Origin of the sequence: Streptomyces sp. NBC_00094 (assembly GCF_026343125.1) — a bacterium.
Lineage (GTDB): Bacteria > Actinomycetota > Actinomycetes > Streptomycetales > Streptomycetaceae > Streptomyces.
This window is the reverse complement of the sequence record NZ_JAPEMB010000001.1, coordinates 7,318,694-7,337,529: the sequence shown is the minus strand read 5'-3', so window position 1 is coordinate 7,337,529 and position 18,836 is coordinate 7,318,694. Positions and strand designations below refer to the sequence as shown.

Sequence of the window (18,836 nt, the reverse complement as noted above, 5' to 3'; positions counted from 1 at the left end):
ACGATCGGGCGGAGTCGAGGCGGGTCAGACGGTCAGCGGGGTCGCGGCCGGGCCGTCGCAGCGGTCGGCGGGGTCGTGGTCGTACCGGTCGGCGACGTCATGGAGCGCGGTGAGCAGTCCGGCCGAGGTGAACGGGCTCGCGTCCGCGCCGGTGTCGGGGCGCAGGGGCATGGCGCCGGTGCGGGCCCAGCGGAGGCGCCCCGAGGGGTCGATGAAGCCGAGGGAGCGTCCGGCGTTGTCGGGGTGGAGGCAGAAGGGCACGTCGAGCAGGCCCCGGGCGAAGGCGGCGGGCAGGGCGCGGGCGAGGTCGGGGTGGAGGCCGAGGACGGTCTCGACGAGGGTGCGGGCCTCCTGGTAGATCTCGCCGTCCTCGGGCGCGATGCCCGAGGACGGGCCGCCCGCGAGCGCGGCGGCGGCGGCCGCGATCTCCAGGGCGCGGACGTTCTCGTCGACGGTGGGGATCCGGTGGGCCTCGGCGGCGGTCTTGACGATGAGGCGCGCGGCTCCGGAGCGGACGGCGAGGCGGGCGGACGCCTCAAGGAGCCGGAGGGCTCCGCTCTCGGTGCGGGGGTAGACGCCCATGTACGTGTAGAGGACGACGTGGTGCTCGACGCCGGCGGGGAGGAACTCGGCGGCGAGCCGGTGCAGGGCCCGCAGCGCCTCCTCGTCCTGGGTGGCGTCGGTCTGCTGGGCGTAGCTGAGGGAGACGCTGCGCAGCCCGTGCTGGACGAAGAAGAGGCACTCCAGGACGCTCATGGCGACGAGCAGGCCGGGCGGGCAGAGCTGGCCGAGGAGGCAGCCGCCGAAACTCTCCAGGTGCGGGGTGGCCGTGCTGCGTTCGGCGAGGAGTTCGCAGGCGCGGACCCAGGCGGCGACGGACTCCCGTAGCGGGGTACGGCCGTAGGGCAGGCAGTACGAGACGGGGCCGCCCTCGGTGGCGTCGAGGCCGACGGCGGTGAGGGCGCGGACGATGGCCTCGGGGCGGGCGGAGCCGTGCCGGACCTGGACGGGGAAGTCGGGTCCGCGCAGTCCGGCGAGGACGGCGCCGGTGGTGTCCGGGGAGTGGGCGGCGATGGGGTAGCCGTTGAGGCGGGTGCCGTCGGCGACGGCGGCGCGGGCGGCCGCGAGGGCGCCGACGCGGGTGTAGCTGTCGACGGTGAGGGTGCCGACGGTGTGGGCGGTGGCCGCGCGGGTGCGGGCGAGGCCGGTCCGCATGAGGTCCGGGTCGCCGAAGCCCATGCGGGGCTGGACGACGAGCCGGCCGGCGGAGGCAGCGGCGGCGACGAAGGCCCCGAAGCCCGCGTCGGAGGGGCCGGTGGCGGCGGTCACGCCGGGACCTCCCTGCGGGCTCTGGCGGCGAGGAACGTGCGCAGGGCGTCGAGGTCGTCGCCGAGGACGGCGTCGCAGCCGGCGTCCAGGAGGCGCCGGACCTCCTCGTCCTGGCGGCCACCGACGACACCGAGCTTGCCGCCGAGCACCACGGGCAGTGCGACGAGGGCGGGTTCGGCGCGGAGCGCGCGGACGGCGTCCAGGCCGTCGCGGTAGCCGTGCCCGTTGACGCTGCTGAGCACCACCGCGTCGGGGGCGTGCCGCAGGCAGGCCTCGGCGAGCAGTTCGGCGTCGACGCAGGGGCCGAGACCGACGACCTCGTGGCCGTGCTCCTCCAGGAAGAGCCGGAGGTACACGAGATTCCACGTATGGGAATCCGAGGCGGTTCCGCTCAAGAGAATCTTCATGTCTGAAGAGTAATTTTCCGGCAGCTCCGGAAGGGGAAGTCCGAGCGGCAGCAACGACCGGCACTTTCCCTTCGGGAAAGGAACGGAAAGGAACGGCAAGGCACGACGGAAAGGCATGGAAAAGGCGCCGCGCCCCGCTGTGGATGCGGGGCGCGGCGCCTTCGGGGCGTGCTCGGGTGGGGTCAGGCGTACTGGGCGACGAGGCTGCGCGGGCGGATGTCGGTCCAGCTCACCGTGATGAACTCCAGCGCTTCGCCCCGCTCGCCAGGGCCCCAGACGCTGGTCCAGCCGGCCGGAAGGGCGGCGAAGGACGGCCACAGGGAGTGCTGGCCCTCGTCGTTGACGACGACGTGGAAGCTGCCCTCGGCGTTGTCGAACGGGTTGATGGAATCGCTCATGACTGAGTCCTCATTTCCTTCTTCTGGAGGGCGGAGAGCTTCTCCGCAAGAATGCTTCCGATGTGTGCGAGTGGTTCCGGTTCGGCCATCTGGAGATGTCCGCATTCGATGGTGTGGTTCTCGATGATTCCTTCGGTGAAGGGAATCCAGGTGGCGGCGAGGGCGCCTTCCGGCTCGGCCGGCCTGCGGGCGGTGAGGAACAGGAGGTCGGTGTCGGCGACGCCGGGGACGTGCCGGGCCATGAGACCGGCGTGGGTCTCGGAGGCGCGGAGCACGGCGCGGAGTTCGGAGGCGGTGAAGCCGGCGAGGACGGGGTCCTCGCGGCGGATCCGCTCCATCGCCTCGGCGAGGCCGGCGGACGGCTCGGCGGCGGCGCGCTCCTCGGGCGGCAGCACGGAGACGCTGCCGGGTCCGGTCTGGTGGACGTCCATGAGCGCGAGGAGTTCGACCCGCTCCCCCGCCTCCCGGAGCCGTACGGCGACGGTGTGCGCGACGATCCCGCCGAAGGACCAGCCGAGCAGGCGGTAGGGGCCCCAGGGCTGGATGCGGCGGATCCGCTCCAGGTAGGCGTCGGCCATCTCCTCGACGCTGCCGGGCCGGTGGCCGGGGTCGCTGAGCGAGCGGGCCTGGAGGGCGTAGAGCGGCTGGTCGTCGCCGAGGTGCCGGGCGAGGCCGGCGTAGGCCCAGCCGACGCCGGTGCCGGGGTGGACACAGAAGAGCGGGCGGCGGGTGCCCCGGGTGCTGAGCGGGAGCAGCACCCCGAGGGCGGAGGCGTCGCCGCCACCCGCGACCGAGTCCTCGTGCGAGCCGAGGAGCCCGGCAGGGGTGGGCGAACGGAAGAGGTCGCGGACCGAGCGCTCGACGCCGAGGACGCCGCGCATCCGGTTGACGAGGCGGACGCCGAGCAGGGAGTGCCCGCCGAGGGTGAAGAAGTTGTCGTCGATGCCGACTTCGGGGACGTCGAGGATCTCGGCGAAGAGCGCGCAGAGGACCTCCTCGCGGGCGTTGCGCGGGGCGCGGCCGCCGGGGTCGGCGGCGGGCCGGTGCGGGGCGGGCAGGGCGGCCCGGTCGGGCTTGCCGTTGACGGTGAGCGGCAGGGAGTCGAGGACGACGACCGCCGACGGCACCAGGTGTTCGGGGAGCAGGGCGCGGGCCTCGGCGAGGAGTTCGGCCTCGGTGACGGCGTCGCCCGCGCGGGGGACCACGTATCCGACGAGGCTCTTGTCGCCGGGCCGGTCCTCGCGGACGACGGCGAGGACCTGGCCGACCGCCGGGTGGGCGGCGAGCACCCGCTCGACCTCGCCGGGCTCGATGCGCACGCCCCGGAGCTTGATCTGTCCGTCGGCCCGTCCGAGGAAGCGGAGTTCGCCTTCGGGGGTCCACAGCACGCGGTCGCCAGTGCGGTACATGCGGCTGCCGTCGCCCTCGAAGGGGTCGGGGACGAACCGTTCGGCGGTGAGGCCGGAGCGGCCGACGTAGCCCCGCGCGACGTGTCCGCCCGCGATGTACAGCTCGCCGGGGACGCCGGGCGGGACGGGGCGGAGGTGCTCGTCGAGGACGTGGCTGCGGGTGTTGTCCATGGGCCGCCCGAGGTGGAGTCCGGCCCCGCGCAGGACGCGTCGCTCGCCGGGCTTCGTGGTGAACCACTGGTTGTGGGAGGCGAAGGTGGTCTCGGTGGGGCCGTAGGAGTGCACGAGGACGGTGTCCGGGCAGTGCGTGAGGACCCGCTGGACGGCGGCCGGGGAGGCCACGTCGCCACCGGTCCACACCTCGCGCAGCAGGCGGAGGGTGTCGAGTCCCTCGTCGGCCATGACGTGGAAGAGGCCGACGGTGAAGTAGGCGGTGGTGACGCCGTGGCGGCGGACGGCGCGGGCGGTCTCGTCGAGGTCGGTGCCGTCGCCGGTCAGCAGGACGAGGCTGCCACCGCCGAGGAGCGGGGCCCAGATCTCGAAGACGGAGGCGTCGAAGCCGGTCGCGGAGTGGACGAGCATGCGCCGGTCCTGGCCGAGGGAGAGGTCGCGGTCGGCGGCGAGTTCGACGACGTTGCGGTGGGTGACGCCGACGCCCTTGGGCCGGCCGGTGGACCCGGAGGTGAACATCACGTACATGAGGTCGTCCTCGGAGGCCTCGGAGGCCTCGGAGGCCTCGGAGGCCTCGGAGGTCGCGGTGTCCGCGGTGTCCGCGGTGTCCGCGGTGTCCGCGCCACCCTCCGGGACGCTCTCCCCGCCCGCCGCGTCGACGCGCAGCACGGGCGTGCCCTCCGGCGGGGTGTGGTCGCCGTCGGTGGCGACGAGGCGGGCCCCGGCGTCCTCCAGCATCAGCCGGATCCGCGCCTCGGGCAGCCGGGGGTCGAGCGGCAGGTAGGCGGCGCCGGACTTGAGGGCCGCGAGGGCGGTCACCACCAGCGGGACGCCCCGGGCCAGCAGGACGCCGACGGTGTCGCCGCGCCGGACTCCGGCGGCGCCCAGCCGGGCGGCGAGCGCGTCGGCGCGGGCGTCGAGACCGGCGTAGGTGAGGGTCTCGTCGTCGGTGAGGAGGGCGGGCGCGTCAGGGGTGCGGGCGGCACGGCGGGCGATCAGCCCGTGGACGGTGCCGGTTTCGGGCAGGACGGTGGCCGTGTCGTTGTAGTCGGCGACGAGCCGGAAGCGGTCGGCGTCGGTGAGCAGGGGCAGTTCCCCGATCCGTACGCCGGGGTCGGCGGCGGCGGAGCGCAGGGCCCGCTCCAGGTGGGCGGCGAGCAGGGCGGCGGTGGACGCGTCGAACAGGTCGGTGGCGTACTCCAGTCCGCCGACGAGACCGGCGGGCCGGCCGTCCGCGTCGCGCCGCTCGTCGAGGGCGAAGGTGAGGTCGAACTTGGTGGTGACGGTGGTGAGGAGACCGGGCCCGTCCTCGCGGAAGAGGCGCGCGGCGGTGTCCGCGCCGGGGACGCCCCGCGTGTAGTCGTGGTGGAGCTGGACGACGATCTGCGCGAGCGGGTGGTGGGCGGTGGTGCGGACCGGGTTGAGGTCCTCGACGACCCGGTCGAAGGGGAGTTCCTGGTGGGCGTAGGCGGCCAGGTCGGTGCGCCGGACGCGGTCGAGCAGCTCGGTGAAGGCGGGATCGCCGGAGGTGTCGGTGCGCAGCACGAGGGTGTTGACGAAGAAGCCGACGAGTCCGCCGAGGAGTTCGTCGTCGCGGCCGGCGGTCATGGTGGCGAGCGGCAGGTCGGTGCCCGCTCCGTGCCGGGTGAGGACGGCGGCGAGGGCGGCCTGGAGAACCATGAAGAGGGTGGCGCCGCTGTCGCGGGCGAGGTTCTCCAGCGCCTCGTGGGTGGCGGCGTCGACGGTGACGGGGGCGCGGTCGCCCCGGTGGCTCGCCTCGGCGGGCCGGGGGCGGGCGGCGGGCAGTTCGAGGGCGGAGGGGGCTCCGGCGAGGGTGGTGCGCCAGTGGTCGCGGTGGGCGTCGGCCCCGGGGCCTTCGAGGAGGTCGTGCTGCCAGAGGGTGTAGTCGGCGTACTGGACGGGCAGCGGCTCCCAGCCGGGGGCGTGGTCCTCGGCGCGGGCCCGGTAGGCGCCGGCCAGGTCGGCGAGGAGCGGTCCGGTGGACCAGCCGTCGGCGGCGATGTGGTGGACGAGCAGGACGAGTACCTGCCCGTGCCCCTCGGCGGCACCGTCCCCGGGGCTGAGGAGCGCGGCCCGCAGCGGGGTCTCCTCGGCGAGGTCGAAGACGTGTCCCGCGGCCTCGGCGACGGCGTCGGCGAGCCGGTCGGCGGGGACGGTGCGGTGGTCGAGGGCGGGTCGGACGCCGGTCAGGATCTCCTGGTGGGGTTCGCCGTCGACGGCGCGGTAGCGGGTGCGGAGCACCTCGTGCCGGTCGGACACGTCGGCGAGGGCGTCGGCGAGCACGGTGGGGTCGAGGGGCTCGGCGGGGTGCAGGACGAGCGGGATGTTGTAGGAGGCGCTGGGGCCTTCGAGGGTGTCGATGAACCAGAGCCTGCGCTGGGCGTAGGAGAGGGGGACGCGGTCGGGCCGGTCGGCGCGCGGGGCGGGCCGGGGCCTGGCGGGGGCGGCCGGGGCGCCGTCGGCGGTGGCGGCGGCGATGCGGCGGGCCAGGGCCTCGGGGGTGGGGGCGAGGAGCAGGTCGCGGACCTGGATGTCCGCGCCGAGGCGGGCGCGGAGGCGGTTGGCGAGGCGGACGCCGCTCATGGAGTGCCCGCCGATGGTGAAGAAGCCCTCGCGCGGGCCGACCTGGTCGAGCCCGAGGACCTCGGCGAACATCGCGCACAGGGTGTCGACGAGCTCGCTGTCGACGTCCTCGCCGGTCTCGGCGGTCTCGGCGGGTGTCTCGGTGTCGGCCGAGCGGGCGCGGCGCTCGTCGAGGGCGCGGCGGTCGTCGGCGGGAACGAGGGCCTCGTCCCGTACCGCGGTGCCGGCGTCGTCGGCGGCGGTGCGCAGGGCGCGTTCGAGGGCGGTGAGCAGGATCCGGGGCACCTGCTCGTCGGCGAAGACGTCCCGGGCGTACTCCAGGCCGAGCCGGAGTCCGGCGGGGGCTCCGTCGGCGTCGCGGGTGTCGACGCAGGCGGCGGTGAGGTCGAACTTGGTGGTGGCTGGGCCGTCCTCCTCGGCGAACCGGCCGGTGACCGGGCCGAACGGGAAGGCGCCCTGGTCGGGTCCGGTGGCGCGCAGGGTGAGCATCACCTGGAAGAGGGGGTGGACGCCGGGGTGCCGGGGCGGGTTGAGGTGTTCGACGAGCAGGTCGAAGGGCATCCGCTGGTGGGCGAAGGCTCCCAGGTCGGTGTCGCGGACGCGGTCGAGGAGCGTGGTGAAGGCGGGGTCGCCCGAGGTGTCCGTGGGCAGGACGAGGGTGTTGACGAAGAAGCCGACGAGCTCGTCGAGGGCCTCGTCGTCCCGGCCGGCGACGGGGGTGCCGAGGGCGACGGCGTCGCCCGCTCCGGTGGCGCGCAGGGCCAGTCCGAGGGCGGCCTGGAGGACCATGAGGAGGCTGGCGTCGTGCTCTTCGGCGAGGTGGACGAGGCGGGCGTGGACGTCCGCGTCGAGGGCGGTCTCCAGCATGGCGCCCGCGTGGTCGCGGACGGCGGGCCGGGGCCGGTCGAGCGGCAGGGCGGTGACGGCGGGCTGTCCGGCGAGGGCGACGCGCCAGTGGGCGAGGCCCTGGGCGAGGACGGAGTCCGGGTCGTCGGCGTCACCGAGGACGTCGTGCTGCCAGAGGGTGTAGTCGGCGTACTGGACGGGCAGCGGTTCCCACTCGGGGGCACGGCCCTCGGCGCGGGCCGTATAGGCGCGGGCGAGGTCGGTCATCAGTGGGGTGAGCGACCAGCCGTCCCCGGCCACGTGGTGGAGCAGCACCGCGAGAACGGCCCCGCCGGTTCCGTCCTCGGGGAGGAACAAAGCGACGCGCAGCGGCAGTTCGCGGGAGAGGTCGAAGGTCTCGGCGGTGAACCGGGCGATCAGGCCCGGGAGTTCCGCCGAGGGGGCGTCGACCGTGCGGAGCCTGACGGCGGCAGGGGCGAGGATGTGCTGGTACGGCTCGTCCTCGGGGGCGAGGAAGACGGTACGGAGCACCTCGTGCCGTTCGGTGAGGTCCGCGACGGCGGCGGCGAGCGCGGCCCGGTCGGGAGCCGTGTCCAGATGCAGGACGATCGGCATGTTGTAGGCGCCGGACGGCCCGTCGAACTGGTCGAGCAGCCACAGGCGTCGCTGGGCGTGCGAGAGCGGGACCCGGTCCTCGGCGGGCAGCGGCTCCTCGTGGACGACGGGCAGCCGGGGGTCGGTGGTCCGCAGCACCTTGCGGTTGATCTTGCCGGAGCTGGTGCGGGGCAGGGCGACGACGACGGAGACGGTGGGGACGGCCGCGGCGGGCATCCGCTCCCGCACGTGGGTGCGCAGTTCCTCGGCGCCGGTGCCGCCGTCGGTGACGACGAAGGCGACGAGCCGCTTGACGCCGTCGGCGTCCTGCTGGGCGACGACCGCGGCCTCCCGGACGGCGGGGTGTCCGGCGAGGACGGAGTCGACGGCGGCGGGGTCGATGCGCTGGCCGCCGATCTTCACCTCGTCGTCGAGGCGCCCGTGGTAGAGGATCTGCCGGTCCTCGCCGAGGGTGACGAGGTCGCCGGTGCGGTAGGCGCGTTCACCGTCGAGCTCGGTGAAGCGGCGGGCGTTCAGCTCGGGCCGGTGCAGATAGCCCCGGGTGAGGCCGCCGCCGAGGAGCCACAGCTCGCCGCCGACGATCGCGGCCCGCACGCCGGGCAGCGGGCGCCCGATCGGCACCGGTCCTGCCTCGTGCCGGGTGAGGTCGGCGACGGTGGCGACGACGGTCGTCTCGGTCGGCCCGTACGCGTTGAGCAGCCGTACGGAGTCACCGACGATGCCGCGCCACTGGCCGATCCGCTCGGGCAGGGCGGCCTCGCCGTAGATGATCACGGTCCGCAGGCAGTCCGGGAGGCGGACGGAACCGGTGGTGAGGACGTAGACCAGCTCGTGCCAGTAGGCGGCGGGCAGGTCGAGCAGGGTGACGCCGTGCCGGGCGCATCCGGCGAGGAGCTCGGCGACGTCGAGCATGTCGTCGGTACGCAGGACGAGGGTGCCGCCCGCGCCGAGGGTCGCGAAGACCTCCTGGACACTGGCGTCGAAGTGCAGCGGACTGAACTGGAGGACGACCGAGTCGGCGTCGATGCCGTAGGCGGGGGTGGCGCCGGCGATGAAGTGGGCGAGGGAGTCATGGGCGACGACGACGCCGTTGGGGACACCGGTGGAGCCGGACGTGTAGATGACGTACGCGGCGCCGGCGTCGGTGCCGGGTCCGCCGAGGACCAGTTCGCCGTGGCGGGCCACCTCGGACGGGGCGGGCGCGGCCGCGCCGCAGGCGTCGTCGAGGATGGCCGCGTTGCGGGCGTCGGGCGCCTGGACGTCGAGCGGCAGGTAGGCGGCGCCGGTGGCGAGGACGGCGAGCAGGCCGACGATCGCGTCGATGCCGCGCGGCCGGTGCAGGGCGACGAGCCGGCCGGGCTCGGCCCCGTCGGCGGCGAGCAGGGCGGCCCGCTCGCGGACGGCGGCGCCGAGCTCGGCGTACGTCAGCCGCGCGTCGGCGTGGACGAGGGCGACCGCTTCGGGGCGGGTCCGCTCCTGCCGGGCGATCAGGTCGATCACGGGCGGGGCGGGGGCGGGAGAGGGTCCGCCGTCGAGCAGGTCTTCCGCTCTGCTGGGGGCCATGCTGGCTTCCTCCGGTGACTGGGGCCGAGAGACCGGGGCGAACGGTTCCTCTCGCCTCCGTGCCGTCCACGCTAGGTGCGCCCCGGGCGGCCCCGGGGCAGTAGACGCGGCAGCTCCGGGCGGCAGAAGTGCCGCCCGGAGCTGCCGGTGCGCGGGGATGCCACAGGTGGGTGGACCCGGGTGTCGCCGGGCCTTGTGGGTCCAGGACGGGTGGGTGGCCTGGTGCGGCCGGGGGTGGACGACGGGCCTCGTGGGCCGGGGGGCAGCGGGCCTTGTGGGTCCGGGACCAGTGAGTGCCTCGTACGGCTGGGGGTGGACGGCGGGCCTTGTGGGCCCCTGTGTCGCCGGGCCTTGTGGGCCCGGGACCGGTGAGCGGCCTGGTGCGGCCGGGGGTGGACGGCGGGCCTCATGGGCCCCGGTGTCGCCGGGCCTTGTGGGTCCAGGACGGGTGGGTGGCCTGGTGCGGCCGGGGGTGGACGACGGGCCTTGTGGGCCGTGGGGTCAGCGGGCCTGGCGGCTGCCGGCTCGGGTGCGGCGCTTGAGGGCGGGGGCGGCCGGGACCGGACGGCCCGGGGTCGGTACGGGGGGCTTCGGGGACGTGGGGTCCTTCGGGTCCGGGCGGGACGGGGTCGCGTCGGTCGCGGTGGCGGCGAGGCGGCGGGCGAGGGAGGCGGCCGTGGGGTTGCGGAAGACGTCCCTGAGGGTGAGGTCCTGCCCGAACTCGCCGCGGATGCGGTTGAGGAGGCGGACCGCGAGGAGCGAGTGCCCTCCGTTCTTGAAGAAGTTGTCGTGCCTGCCGAGCGGCCGCCCGCCGAGCACGTCCCGGAAGAGCCCGAGCAGCGTCTCCTCCCGCCCGTCGGCGGCGGCATCCGCGTCGGGGGCCGCCTCCGGTGCGGCAGCTGCCGGGCCCCCGGCGCCGGATCCAGGGCGCTCGGAGGCCGGGTGGCCGGCGGACGGGTGGCCGGCGGACGGGTGGCCGGCGATCTCGATCCGGGCCGGTGCGAGGTACTCGGGCAGCCGCTCGGCGGCCCAGTCGCGCAGCTCCTCCCCGGCGGCGCGCGCACCGGCGGCCCGGGTGACGGTGGCGTACAGGCGGTCGTCGCGGACCTCCACGACGGCGCCGGCCACGGCCGGGTGGCCGAGGAGGACGTCCTCCACGCGGCCGGGCTCGACCGGGTAGCCGGCGACGGTGAGGGTCGCGACCGTACGGAGAGAGCCGTCGGCGGTGGCGTACGCCCTCCGGCCGGTGGCCCGCAGCCCCCCGCCGGGGTTCGGCTCGTACACCTCCCCCGGCACCCGCACCGGCGCCCGGCGGCCCCGCTCGTCGAGGACGGTCCCGGCCCCGAGCGGGGCGGGCGTGCCGTGCTCCGGCCTGTCGTGCTCCGGCGCGTCGTACTCCGGCGCGGAGAGCGCGAGTCCGGGGTCGGCGGCGAAGGCGTCGAGCGTCTCGACGAGTCGCCGGGCCAGGAGCCGGGCGGTCTCCTCGTCGTAGAGGGCGGTGGCGTACTCCAGGGCGCCGGCGAGTCCGGCGGGTGTGCCGTCGGCGTCGGCGCGCTCGGTCAGCGCGAAGGTGAGGTCGCTCTTGGCGCCGGTCCCCCGGAAGCCGACCGGCTCGCCTTCCAGGGCCGACGGGCGGGACGCACCCGACGCCCCGGACGAACTGGCCGGACCCGCCGGGAGGGCGGCGGCGTGGACCTGGAGCATGACCTGCACCAGCGGCGCGTGCGCGGCGGACCGCTGCGGGCTCAGGTCCTCGACGAGCCGGTCGAAGGGCAGGTCCTGGTTGCTGTACGCGGCGAGCCCGGCCTCGCGGACCCGCCGGACCAGCTCGGCGAAGGCGGGATCGCCGGAGGTGTCGGTGCGCAGCACCAGCGTGTTGACGAAGAAGCCGACGAGCGGGTGGAGGGCGTCGTCGGCGCGTCCGGCGACGGTGGTGCCGAGGGCCACGTCGGTCCCGGCGCCGTGGCGGCCGAGGAACGCGGCGAGGGCGGCCTGGACCACCATGAAGAGGGTGGCGCCCTGGGCGCGGGCGCAGCGGAGCAGGGCCCGGTGGGTGGCGGCGGAGACCTCGAAGCCGGTGAGGGCGCCGGAGCCGTCGCTCTCCAGGGGGCGGGGCCGGTCGGTGGGGAGCGCGATGAGCGGCGGCAGCCCGGCGAGGGCGGTGCGCCAGTGGGCGAGCTGGGTCTCGGCGAGGCCGTGTGCGCCGTCGAGGAGGTCGCGTTGCCAGAGCGTGTAGTCGGTGTACTGGACGGGCAGCGGCTCCCACTCGGGGGCACGGCCCTCGGCGCGGGCGTGGTAGGCGGTGTCGAGGTCGGCGAGCAGGCAGGGCGTGGACCAGCCGTCCCCGGCGATGTGATGGGTCAGCAGCACCAGGGTCTGCTGCCCGTCGTCGCCGGTGACGAGCGTGGCGCGGAAGGGGAGTTCGGCGGCGAGGTCGAAGACGTGCCCGACGGCGGTGTCGACGGCCGACTGCACCTCCGCTTCTCCGGTGGCCAGGATCCGGTCGAGTACGGGACGGGCGTCGTCGAGCACCAGCTGGTACGGCTCGCCGTCGGCCGCCCGGTAGACGGTGCGGAGCACCTCGTGGCGCGCGGCGACGTCGGCGAGGGCGGCGGCGAGTCGGGCGGGCTCGACGGGGCGCCGCAGGCGGGTGACGACGGGAATGTTGTAGGTGGCGGAGGGCCCTTCGAGCCGGTTGACGAACCACAGACGGCGCTGGGCGTAGGAGAGCGGGATCCTGGCGGGGCGCAGGGCGTCCGGGACGGGACGGAGCGCGGGCCGGACGGGACCGCCGCCCTGCGCGTCCAGCCGGCGCAGCAACTGCCCCGGCGACGGCGCGAGGAACACGTCCTTGATCGCGGCCTGGAGCCCGAGGGCACCCCGGATCCGGTTGGTCAGCTTCCCCGCGAGCAGCGAATGTCCGCCCAGCTTGAAGAAGTTGTCCCCCTCCAGGACCTCGTCCCGCCCCAGGACCTCGGCGAACAGACCACGCAGGATCTCCTCCCGGGGGTCGGCGGACGCCGTACCGGCGCCGCTCCCCCGCTGCCGGTCGCCCGCCGGGGGCGCGGTGGCCGCCGTACGGGCGAGTGCCTCGTGGCGGGCTTCGAGAGCCCGGTGCTCCTCGTCGGTCGCCCACGGCACCACGCTCAGCGGCGTGTCACCGTCCTCCCGGGCGAGGGCGGCGAGGGCTCGGTGGAAGAGCCCGAGCAGGAGCCGGGCGGTGGTCTCGTCGTAGAGGTCGGTGGCGTACTGGAGCCCGATGAGCAGCGGTCCGGCTTCGCCGTCGGCGCCCTGGGTGCCGGCGCAGTGGAAGGCGAGGTCGAACTTGGCACTGCCGAGGTCGGCGCCGTCGAGCGTGCCCTGGATCGGGCCGAGGGTGACCGCGCTGTCGCCCTCGGCGTCCTGGGCGCTGACCATGACCTGGAAGACGGGGTGACGGCCGAGCGTGCGCTCGGGGTTGAGGTCCTCGACCAGGACGTCGAAGGGCAGGTCGTCGTGGGCGAAGGCGGCGAGGTCGGCGTCCCGGACCCGACGGACCAGCTCGGCGAGGCTGGGGTCGCCGGACAGGTCGGTGCGCAGGGCGAGCGTGTTGACGAAGAAGCCGACGAGGTCGTGGAGCGCCTCCTCCGACCGCCCGGCGACGGGCGTGCCGACGACGAGGTCGGATCCGGCACCGGCGGCCCGCAGCGCGAGCGCCAGCGCGGCCCGGACGACCATGAAGAAGGTGGCCCGCTGCTCCTTCGCGACACCGGCCAGAGCCCGGTGGACGGTGGCGTCCAGCTCGCCCGTGACGACGGCGCCCTGGTTGCTCGGCTCGGTGGGCCTGGGCCGGTCGGCGGGGAGCCGGGTCTCGCCGGGGATGCCGTCCAGCGCCTTGCGCCAGTGCGTCAACTGCGCTGCCTTGAGGCCGTGTTCGCCGTCGAGCAGTTCGCGCTGCCAGAGGGTGTAGTCGGTGTACTGCACCGGCAGCGGCTCCCACCGCGGCGCCCGGCCCTCGGCACGGGCGGTGTACGCGGTGTCGAGGTCGCCGAGGAGGCCGGCGATGGACCAGCCGTCGGTGGCGATGTGGTGGACGGAGAGCACGAGGACGGTGCCGCCGATCCCTTCGACGCCGGCACTACCGTCGGGGCTCCCGTCGCGGCTCCCGTCGGTGCTCTCATCCGTGCTCTCATCCGTGCTCTCGAAGAGACGTACACGCAAGGGGAGTTCGCGGGTGATGTCGATCGGGATCCGCGCGAACTCGGTCACCCGGGTATCGATGTCCTCCGCCGCGAGGGCGACGACCTCCACCGGCACCACCGGATCCGCCGTGATCTCCTGGTACGGCTCCCCGTCCACGGCCGGATACACCGTCCGCAGCACCTCGTGCCGCTCCACCACGTCCCGCAGCGCCGCCTCGACCACCGAGGCGACCGGACGCCCGGCGAGCCGGAGGACGACCGGCGCGTTGTACGCCGCCGAGGAACCCTCCAGGCGGTTCATGAACCACAGCCGGCGCTGGGCGTAGGAGAGCGGGATCCTGGCGGGACGCAGGGCCTCCGGGACGGGACGGAGCGCGGGCCGGACCGGACCGCCGCCCTGCGCGACGAGCCGGCGCAGCAACTGCCCCGGTGTCGACGCGAGGAACACGTCCTTGATCGCGGCCTGGAGCCCGAGGGAACCCCGGATCCGGTTGGTCAGCTTCCCCGCGAGCAGCGAATGTCCGCCCAGCTTGAAGAAGTTGTCCCCCTCCAGGACCTCGTCCCGCCCCAGGACCTCGGCGAACAGACCACGCAGGATCTCCTCCCGGGGGTCGGCGGTCAGGGGACCGGAGGTCTTCGCCCGGCCGCCGTCGCCCCGCAGTCGGCGGGCCTCGGCCTCCGCTTCGGCCTCCGCCCTGGCCTGTGCCGCGGTGGCGGCGTCGGCCAGGGCCTGGTGGCGGCGGTCGAGTCCCGTGCGCTCGTCCTCCGTCGGCAGGGCGACGTCGCTCAGCCGGGTGCGCTCCGGCCGCTCGGCGAGCGTGGTGAGCGCGCGCCCGAGAAGGCCGAGGAGGAGGTGGGCGGTGGGCTCGTCGTACCGCTCGACGGCGTACTGGAGCACGAGCGTGAGCCCGCCGGGGTCTCCGGTGGCGTCGCTCCGCTCCATGCAGTGGAAGCTGAGGTCGAACTTGGCGGTGGCCAGGTCGGCTTCCACGAGGGTGGCGGGGATGCCGCCGAGTCTCAGGTCCTTCTCCTGCTGGGTCTGGGCGCTGACCATGACCTGGAAGAAGGGGTGACGGCCGAGGGAACGCTCGGGGTTGAGGTCCTCGACCAGGAGGTCGAAGGGCAGGTCCTCGTGGGCGAGGGCGGCGAGGTCGGCGTCCCGGACCCGGTCGAGCAGCTCGCCGAGGGTGGGGTCGCCGGACAGGTCGGTGCGCAGGGCGAGCGTGTTGACGAAGAAGCCGACCAGTTCGTGCAGGTCCTCCTCGGGGCGGCCCGCGACGGGCGTGCCGACGACGAGGTCGGATCCGGCTCCGGCGGCCCGCAGCGCGAGCGCCAGCGCGGCCCGGACGACCATGAAGAAGGAGGCCCGCCGCTCCTTCGCGACACCGGCAAGCGTCCGGTGGACGGTGGCGTCGAGTTCCGCCGTCACCACGGCGCCCGCGTGGGTCGGTTCGGCCGTGCGGGGGCGATCGGCGGGAAGCCGGGTCTCGGCGGGGATGCCGGCCAGCGCGTCGCGCCAGTGGGCGAGCTGCTCGTGGGCGGTGCTGTCGGGGTCGGCGGGGTCGCCGAGCATGTCGTGCTGCCAGAGGGCGTAGTCGGCGTACTGGACCGGCAGCGGCTCCCACTGCGGCGCCCGGCCCTCGGCGCGGGCCGTGTAGGCGGTGTCGAGGTCGCGGAGGAGGAAGCCCACGGACCAGCCGTCGGTGGCGATGTGGTGCACGGACAGCGCCAGGACGGCACCTCCGTCACCCGCCGCGCTGTCGGTCTCGCCGCCGATGCCGCCGGTGTCGCCACCGGTGTCGCCGTCCACCTCGAAGAGACGTACACGCAGGGGAAGTTCGCGGGTGATGTCGATCGGGAGGCGGGCGAACTCGGTCACCCGGGCGTCGATGTCCTCCGCCGCGAGGGCGACGACCTCCACCGGCACCACCGGATCCGCCGTGATCTCCTGGTACGGCTCCCCGTCCACGGCCGGATACACCGTCCGCAGCACCTCGTGCCGCTCCGCCACGTCCCGCAGCGCCGCCTCGACCACCGAGGCCACGGGCCGCCCGGCGAGCCGGAGGATCACGGGGGCGTTGTAGGCCGCCGAGGAACCCTCCAGGCGGTTCATGAACCACAGCCGACGCTGGGCATAGGACAGGGGGATCACGGTTGCTGCTCCTCGTGGATGGCGGAACGGGTGGGGTGGGCCGGTGGCGGAGGGCGGGGTGCGCCGGTCGGGCCGGCGATCAGGCGTCCCGCGCGGCCGTCAGTTCCTCGATGCGGGCGGCGAGGTCCCGCAGCCGGGGGTTGGCGTAGACGGCCTTGACCGGCAGGGCGACGGTGAGTTCGGCGCGGACCCGGGAGACCAGCTTGATGGCGAGCAGGGAGTGGCCGCCGAGCTTGAAGAAGTTGTCGTCGGGGCCGATGGAGGCGGCGCCGAGGACTTCCTTCCACACGCGGCCGATGAGCTCCTCGGCGCGGCCTTCCAGGCCGGTGCCCGAGGAGATGTCCTCCGGGGCGGCGGCGGTCGCCTCGACGCGGCGCGGCAGGACGGAGCGGTCGAGCTTGCCGCTGGGGGTGGTGGCGAAGCGCTCCACCGGGACGAGGGCCGCGGGCAGCATGTACGCGGGGAGGGTGGCCGCGAGGCCGGTGCGGAGGGCCTCGGGGTCGCCGCCCCGGTGGTAGGCGATCAGGGCCGGGCTGCCCGAGGCGTCCTCGCCGAGGATGACGGCGGCTTCGGCGACGCCGGCCTGGCGGGTGAGCGCCGCCTCGATCTCGGGGAGTTCGATGCGGTGGCCGCGGAGCTTGATCTGGCCGTCGGCGCGGCCGAGGTAGACGAGCCGGCCGTCCGGGAGGAGGCGGCAGCGGTCGCCGGTGCGGTACATGCGGCCGCCGTCGTCGGAGTCGGCGGCGGGGTCGGCGAGGAAGCGCTCGGCCGTGAGCACGGGCCGGTTGCGGTAGCCGCGGGCCACGCGCGGTCCGGCGAGGTACAGCTCGCCCGCCTCGCCGGGGGCGACCGGGGTCAGCTTCTCGTCGAGGAGGCGCATCCGCAGGCCGGGCAGGACGGTGCCGATGTGCGTCTGGCCGGGCCGGTCGATCCAGCCGGCGGTGGCGTCGACGGTGGTCTCGGTCGGGCCGTACACGTTGAGGGCGCGCAGCAGGCCGGAGGCGTGGGCGGCGGCCAGGCGGTCCCACAGGGCCGGGCTGATGGCCTCGCCGCCGACGAGCAGGGTCAGCGGACGGGGGCCGCCGTCGGGGGTGAGCAGGTCGAGCAGCGGGTCGGCGTGGGAGGGGGTGATGTCGAGGTCGGTGAGGCCCTGTGCGTCGATGAAGGCGGCCAGGAGGGACGGGTCGCGGCGGGTCTCCTCGTCGATCATGACGAGGGTGTCGCCCCGGCAGAGCCGTACCCACTGCTGCACGGAGGCGTCGAAGGACGGGGAGGCGTTCCAGCCGACGCGGCGGGCCTCGCCGGTGGCGGCGCCGACACCCTCCAGTTCGGCGAGGAGCAGCGAGGCGGCGCCCCGGCCGATCTCGACGCCCTTGGGGCGGCCGGTGGAGCCGGAGGTGTAGATGACGTAGGCGAGGGTGCCGGCGCTCACGGGCGCCGGGCGGTAGGGGGCGTCGGCGGTGGGGTTCGCCGTCAGCTCGGCGAGGGTGACGGAGCGGGCGCCCGGTGCCGGGGACTCGCCCGGGGCGTCGAGGACGACCAGGTCGGCGCCGGAGTCCTCCAGGAGGTAGCGGCGGCGGTCGGCCGGGAGCGCCGGGTCGACCGGCAGATAGGCGGCGCCTGCGGTGAGCGTGCCGATGAGGGCGGTGACGAGCCCGGCGCCGCGCGGCAGGCAGAGCGCGACGACGCTCTCGGGTCCGGCGCCGAGGGCGGTGAGGCGGGCGGCGACGGCGGCGGCCTCGGCGCGCAGCTCGTCGAAGGTGAGGCTGCGGTCGGCGGCGACCACCGCCGTACGGCCGCCCGGGGCGGTGGCGAGTCGGGCGAGGAGGTCGGCGTGGCCGGTGCCCGTGGCGCAGGCGGCGCAGGAGCAGTCGGCGGGTCCGACGGCCGGGGCGGGCGTCACGGCGGCGGAGGGCTCGGCGAGGGTGGCGGGCTCGGGGAGGACGGCGGTCATGGCGGGGCTCACATTCCGTACGGGGTGGCGGAGGGGGAGACGGTCGGGGCGCAGTCGGCGAGCGGCACCGGCTCGCCCATGGCGACGAGGATCTTGCGGGCGCCCGTGTACGCCTCACGGCCGTGCGCGCAGAGGATGTTGTCGACGAGCATCAGGTCACCGTCCTGCCAGGTCTCGCGGACGGTGACGGCCTGGTAGGCGTCGTTGATGGCGTCGACCTCGGCGTCGGTGAGGGCGGTGCCGTCGCCGAGGCGGGTGTCGAAGGGGAGGCCGTCGGCGCCGAAGGTCTCGGTGAGGACCTCGCGGACGTCCTCGTCGAGGCTGCGGGCGCTCCAGAAGGCGAAGTGGTTGAACCAGACGCGCTCGCCGGTCACCGGGTGGGTGATGACGGCGGAGCGGAGCTGGCGGGTGCGCAGGGTGTCCTCGTCGAGCCACTCGTAGCCGATGGCGTGCTCGTCGCAGTACGCCTCGGCACCGGCCGGCTCCTCCGAGGAGAACGCCTTGCGCCAGGGCATGCCCGCGAGGTCGGAGTAGTTGCGGACGAGGAGCCAGCCGGCCTCGGCGAAGCGGGCGACGAGTTCCTCCGGGAGGAGCGCGAGGGCGCGCCGCATGTCACCGACGGTGGTGGCGCCGCCCGTCTCGGGGGCGGTGATGCAGCCGAAGAGCAGGACGCCCGGGAAGTCCAGGGTGTAGCTGTTCTCGTTGTGGAGGCGGATCGGCTGGATGGCCGGCAGATCGGTGGAGGAGAAGACGCCCTCGCCGAAGTCGGTGCGCGGGGTGGCCTTCTCCTTGTAGCCGGCGCGGGTCGCGACCAACGCGTCACGGGCCTCGGCGAAACTCGCCGCGTCGGTGACGGGGAGTCCGCGGAGCATGACGGCTCCGGAGCGGTGCAGTTCGGCCTGGATGTCGGCGCGCCGGGCGGTGAGCCAGGCGGTGGCCTCGGCCATCGTCTCGTGGCGGGGGACCTGGACGAGGGCGGGCTTGCCGGGCTCACGGACGACGGCGATGCCGTCCTCGGCGGTGGCCGGGTTCGGGGCGAAGGTGGTCATGGCGGGGTTCCTCTGCTTCACGGGGTACGGGCGGGTGCGGATGCTTCACGGGGTACGAGCGGGCGCGGACGTACGGGGAGTTGCGGACGTACGGGCAGGTGCGGACGTACCGGCGAGTGCGGACGTACCGGCGGGTGCGGACCTACGGGCCGCGCGGC

Annotated in this window: 7 protein-coding genes; all 7 read right to left on the bottom strand. The window is 75.1% G+C overall.

Annotated elements, in window-relative coordinates; all coding sequences use genetic code 11:
• Positions 1–24 precede the first annotated feature (24 nt).
• Positions 25–1,329 (bottom strand): methylaspartate mutase, encoded by a 1,305-nt coding sequence (locus OG580_RS32475; RefSeq protein ID WP_267047219.1) that lies wholly within the window; start codon positions 1,327–1,329, stop codon positions 25–27.
• A complete protein-coding gene (locus tag OG580_RS32470; protein ID WP_267047218.1) occupies positions 1,326–1,736 on the bottom strand; it encodes a cobalamin B12-binding domain-containing protein in 411 nt (136 codons plus the stop codon). Before OG580_RS32470 ends, OG580_RS32475 begins: the two co-directional genes overlap by 4 nt.
• A 182-nt stretch (positions 1,737–1,918) precedes the next feature.
• The gene (locus OG580_RS32465; RefSeq protein WP_267047217.1) at positions 1,919–2,134 is read right to left on the bottom strand and encodes an MbtH family protein; all 216 of its coding nucleotides are present in this window, start codon (positions 2,132–2,134) and stop codon (positions 1,919–1,921) included.
• Positions 2,131–9,342, bottom strand: a complete 7,212-nt coding sequence (locus OG580_RS32460) for a non-ribosomal peptide synthetase (RefSeq protein WP_267047216.1) — start codon at positions 9,340–9,342, stop codon at positions 2,131–2,133. Before OG580_RS32460 ends, OG580_RS32465 begins: the two co-directional genes overlap by 4 nt.
• A gap of 501 nt (positions 9,343–9,843) precedes the next feature.
• The gene (locus OG580_RS32455) at positions 9,844–15,675 is read right to left on the bottom strand and encodes a condensation domain-containing protein (RefSeq protein WP_267047215.1); all 5,832 of its coding nucleotides are present in this window, start codon (positions 15,673–15,675) and stop codon (positions 9,844–9,846) included.
• A 79-nt stretch (positions 15,676–15,754) separates the two neighbouring features.
• On the bottom strand, positions 15,755–17,629 hold the full coding sequence (locus tag OG580_RS32450) for a non-ribosomal peptide synthetase (protein ID WP_267047214.1): 1,875 nt from the start codon (positions 17,627–17,629) through the stop codon (positions 15,755–15,757).
• Between the two features lie 8 nt (positions 17,630–17,637).
• Positions 17,638–18,678 carry a TauD/TfdA family dioxygenase gene (locus OG580_RS32445; RefSeq protein WP_267047213.1) on the bottom strand — a complete coding sequence of 347 codons (1,041 nt, stop codon included), beginning with the start codon at positions 18,676–18,678 and terminating at the stop codon, positions 17,638–17,640.
• Between the last annotated feature and the right edge of the window lie 158 nt (positions 18,679–18,836).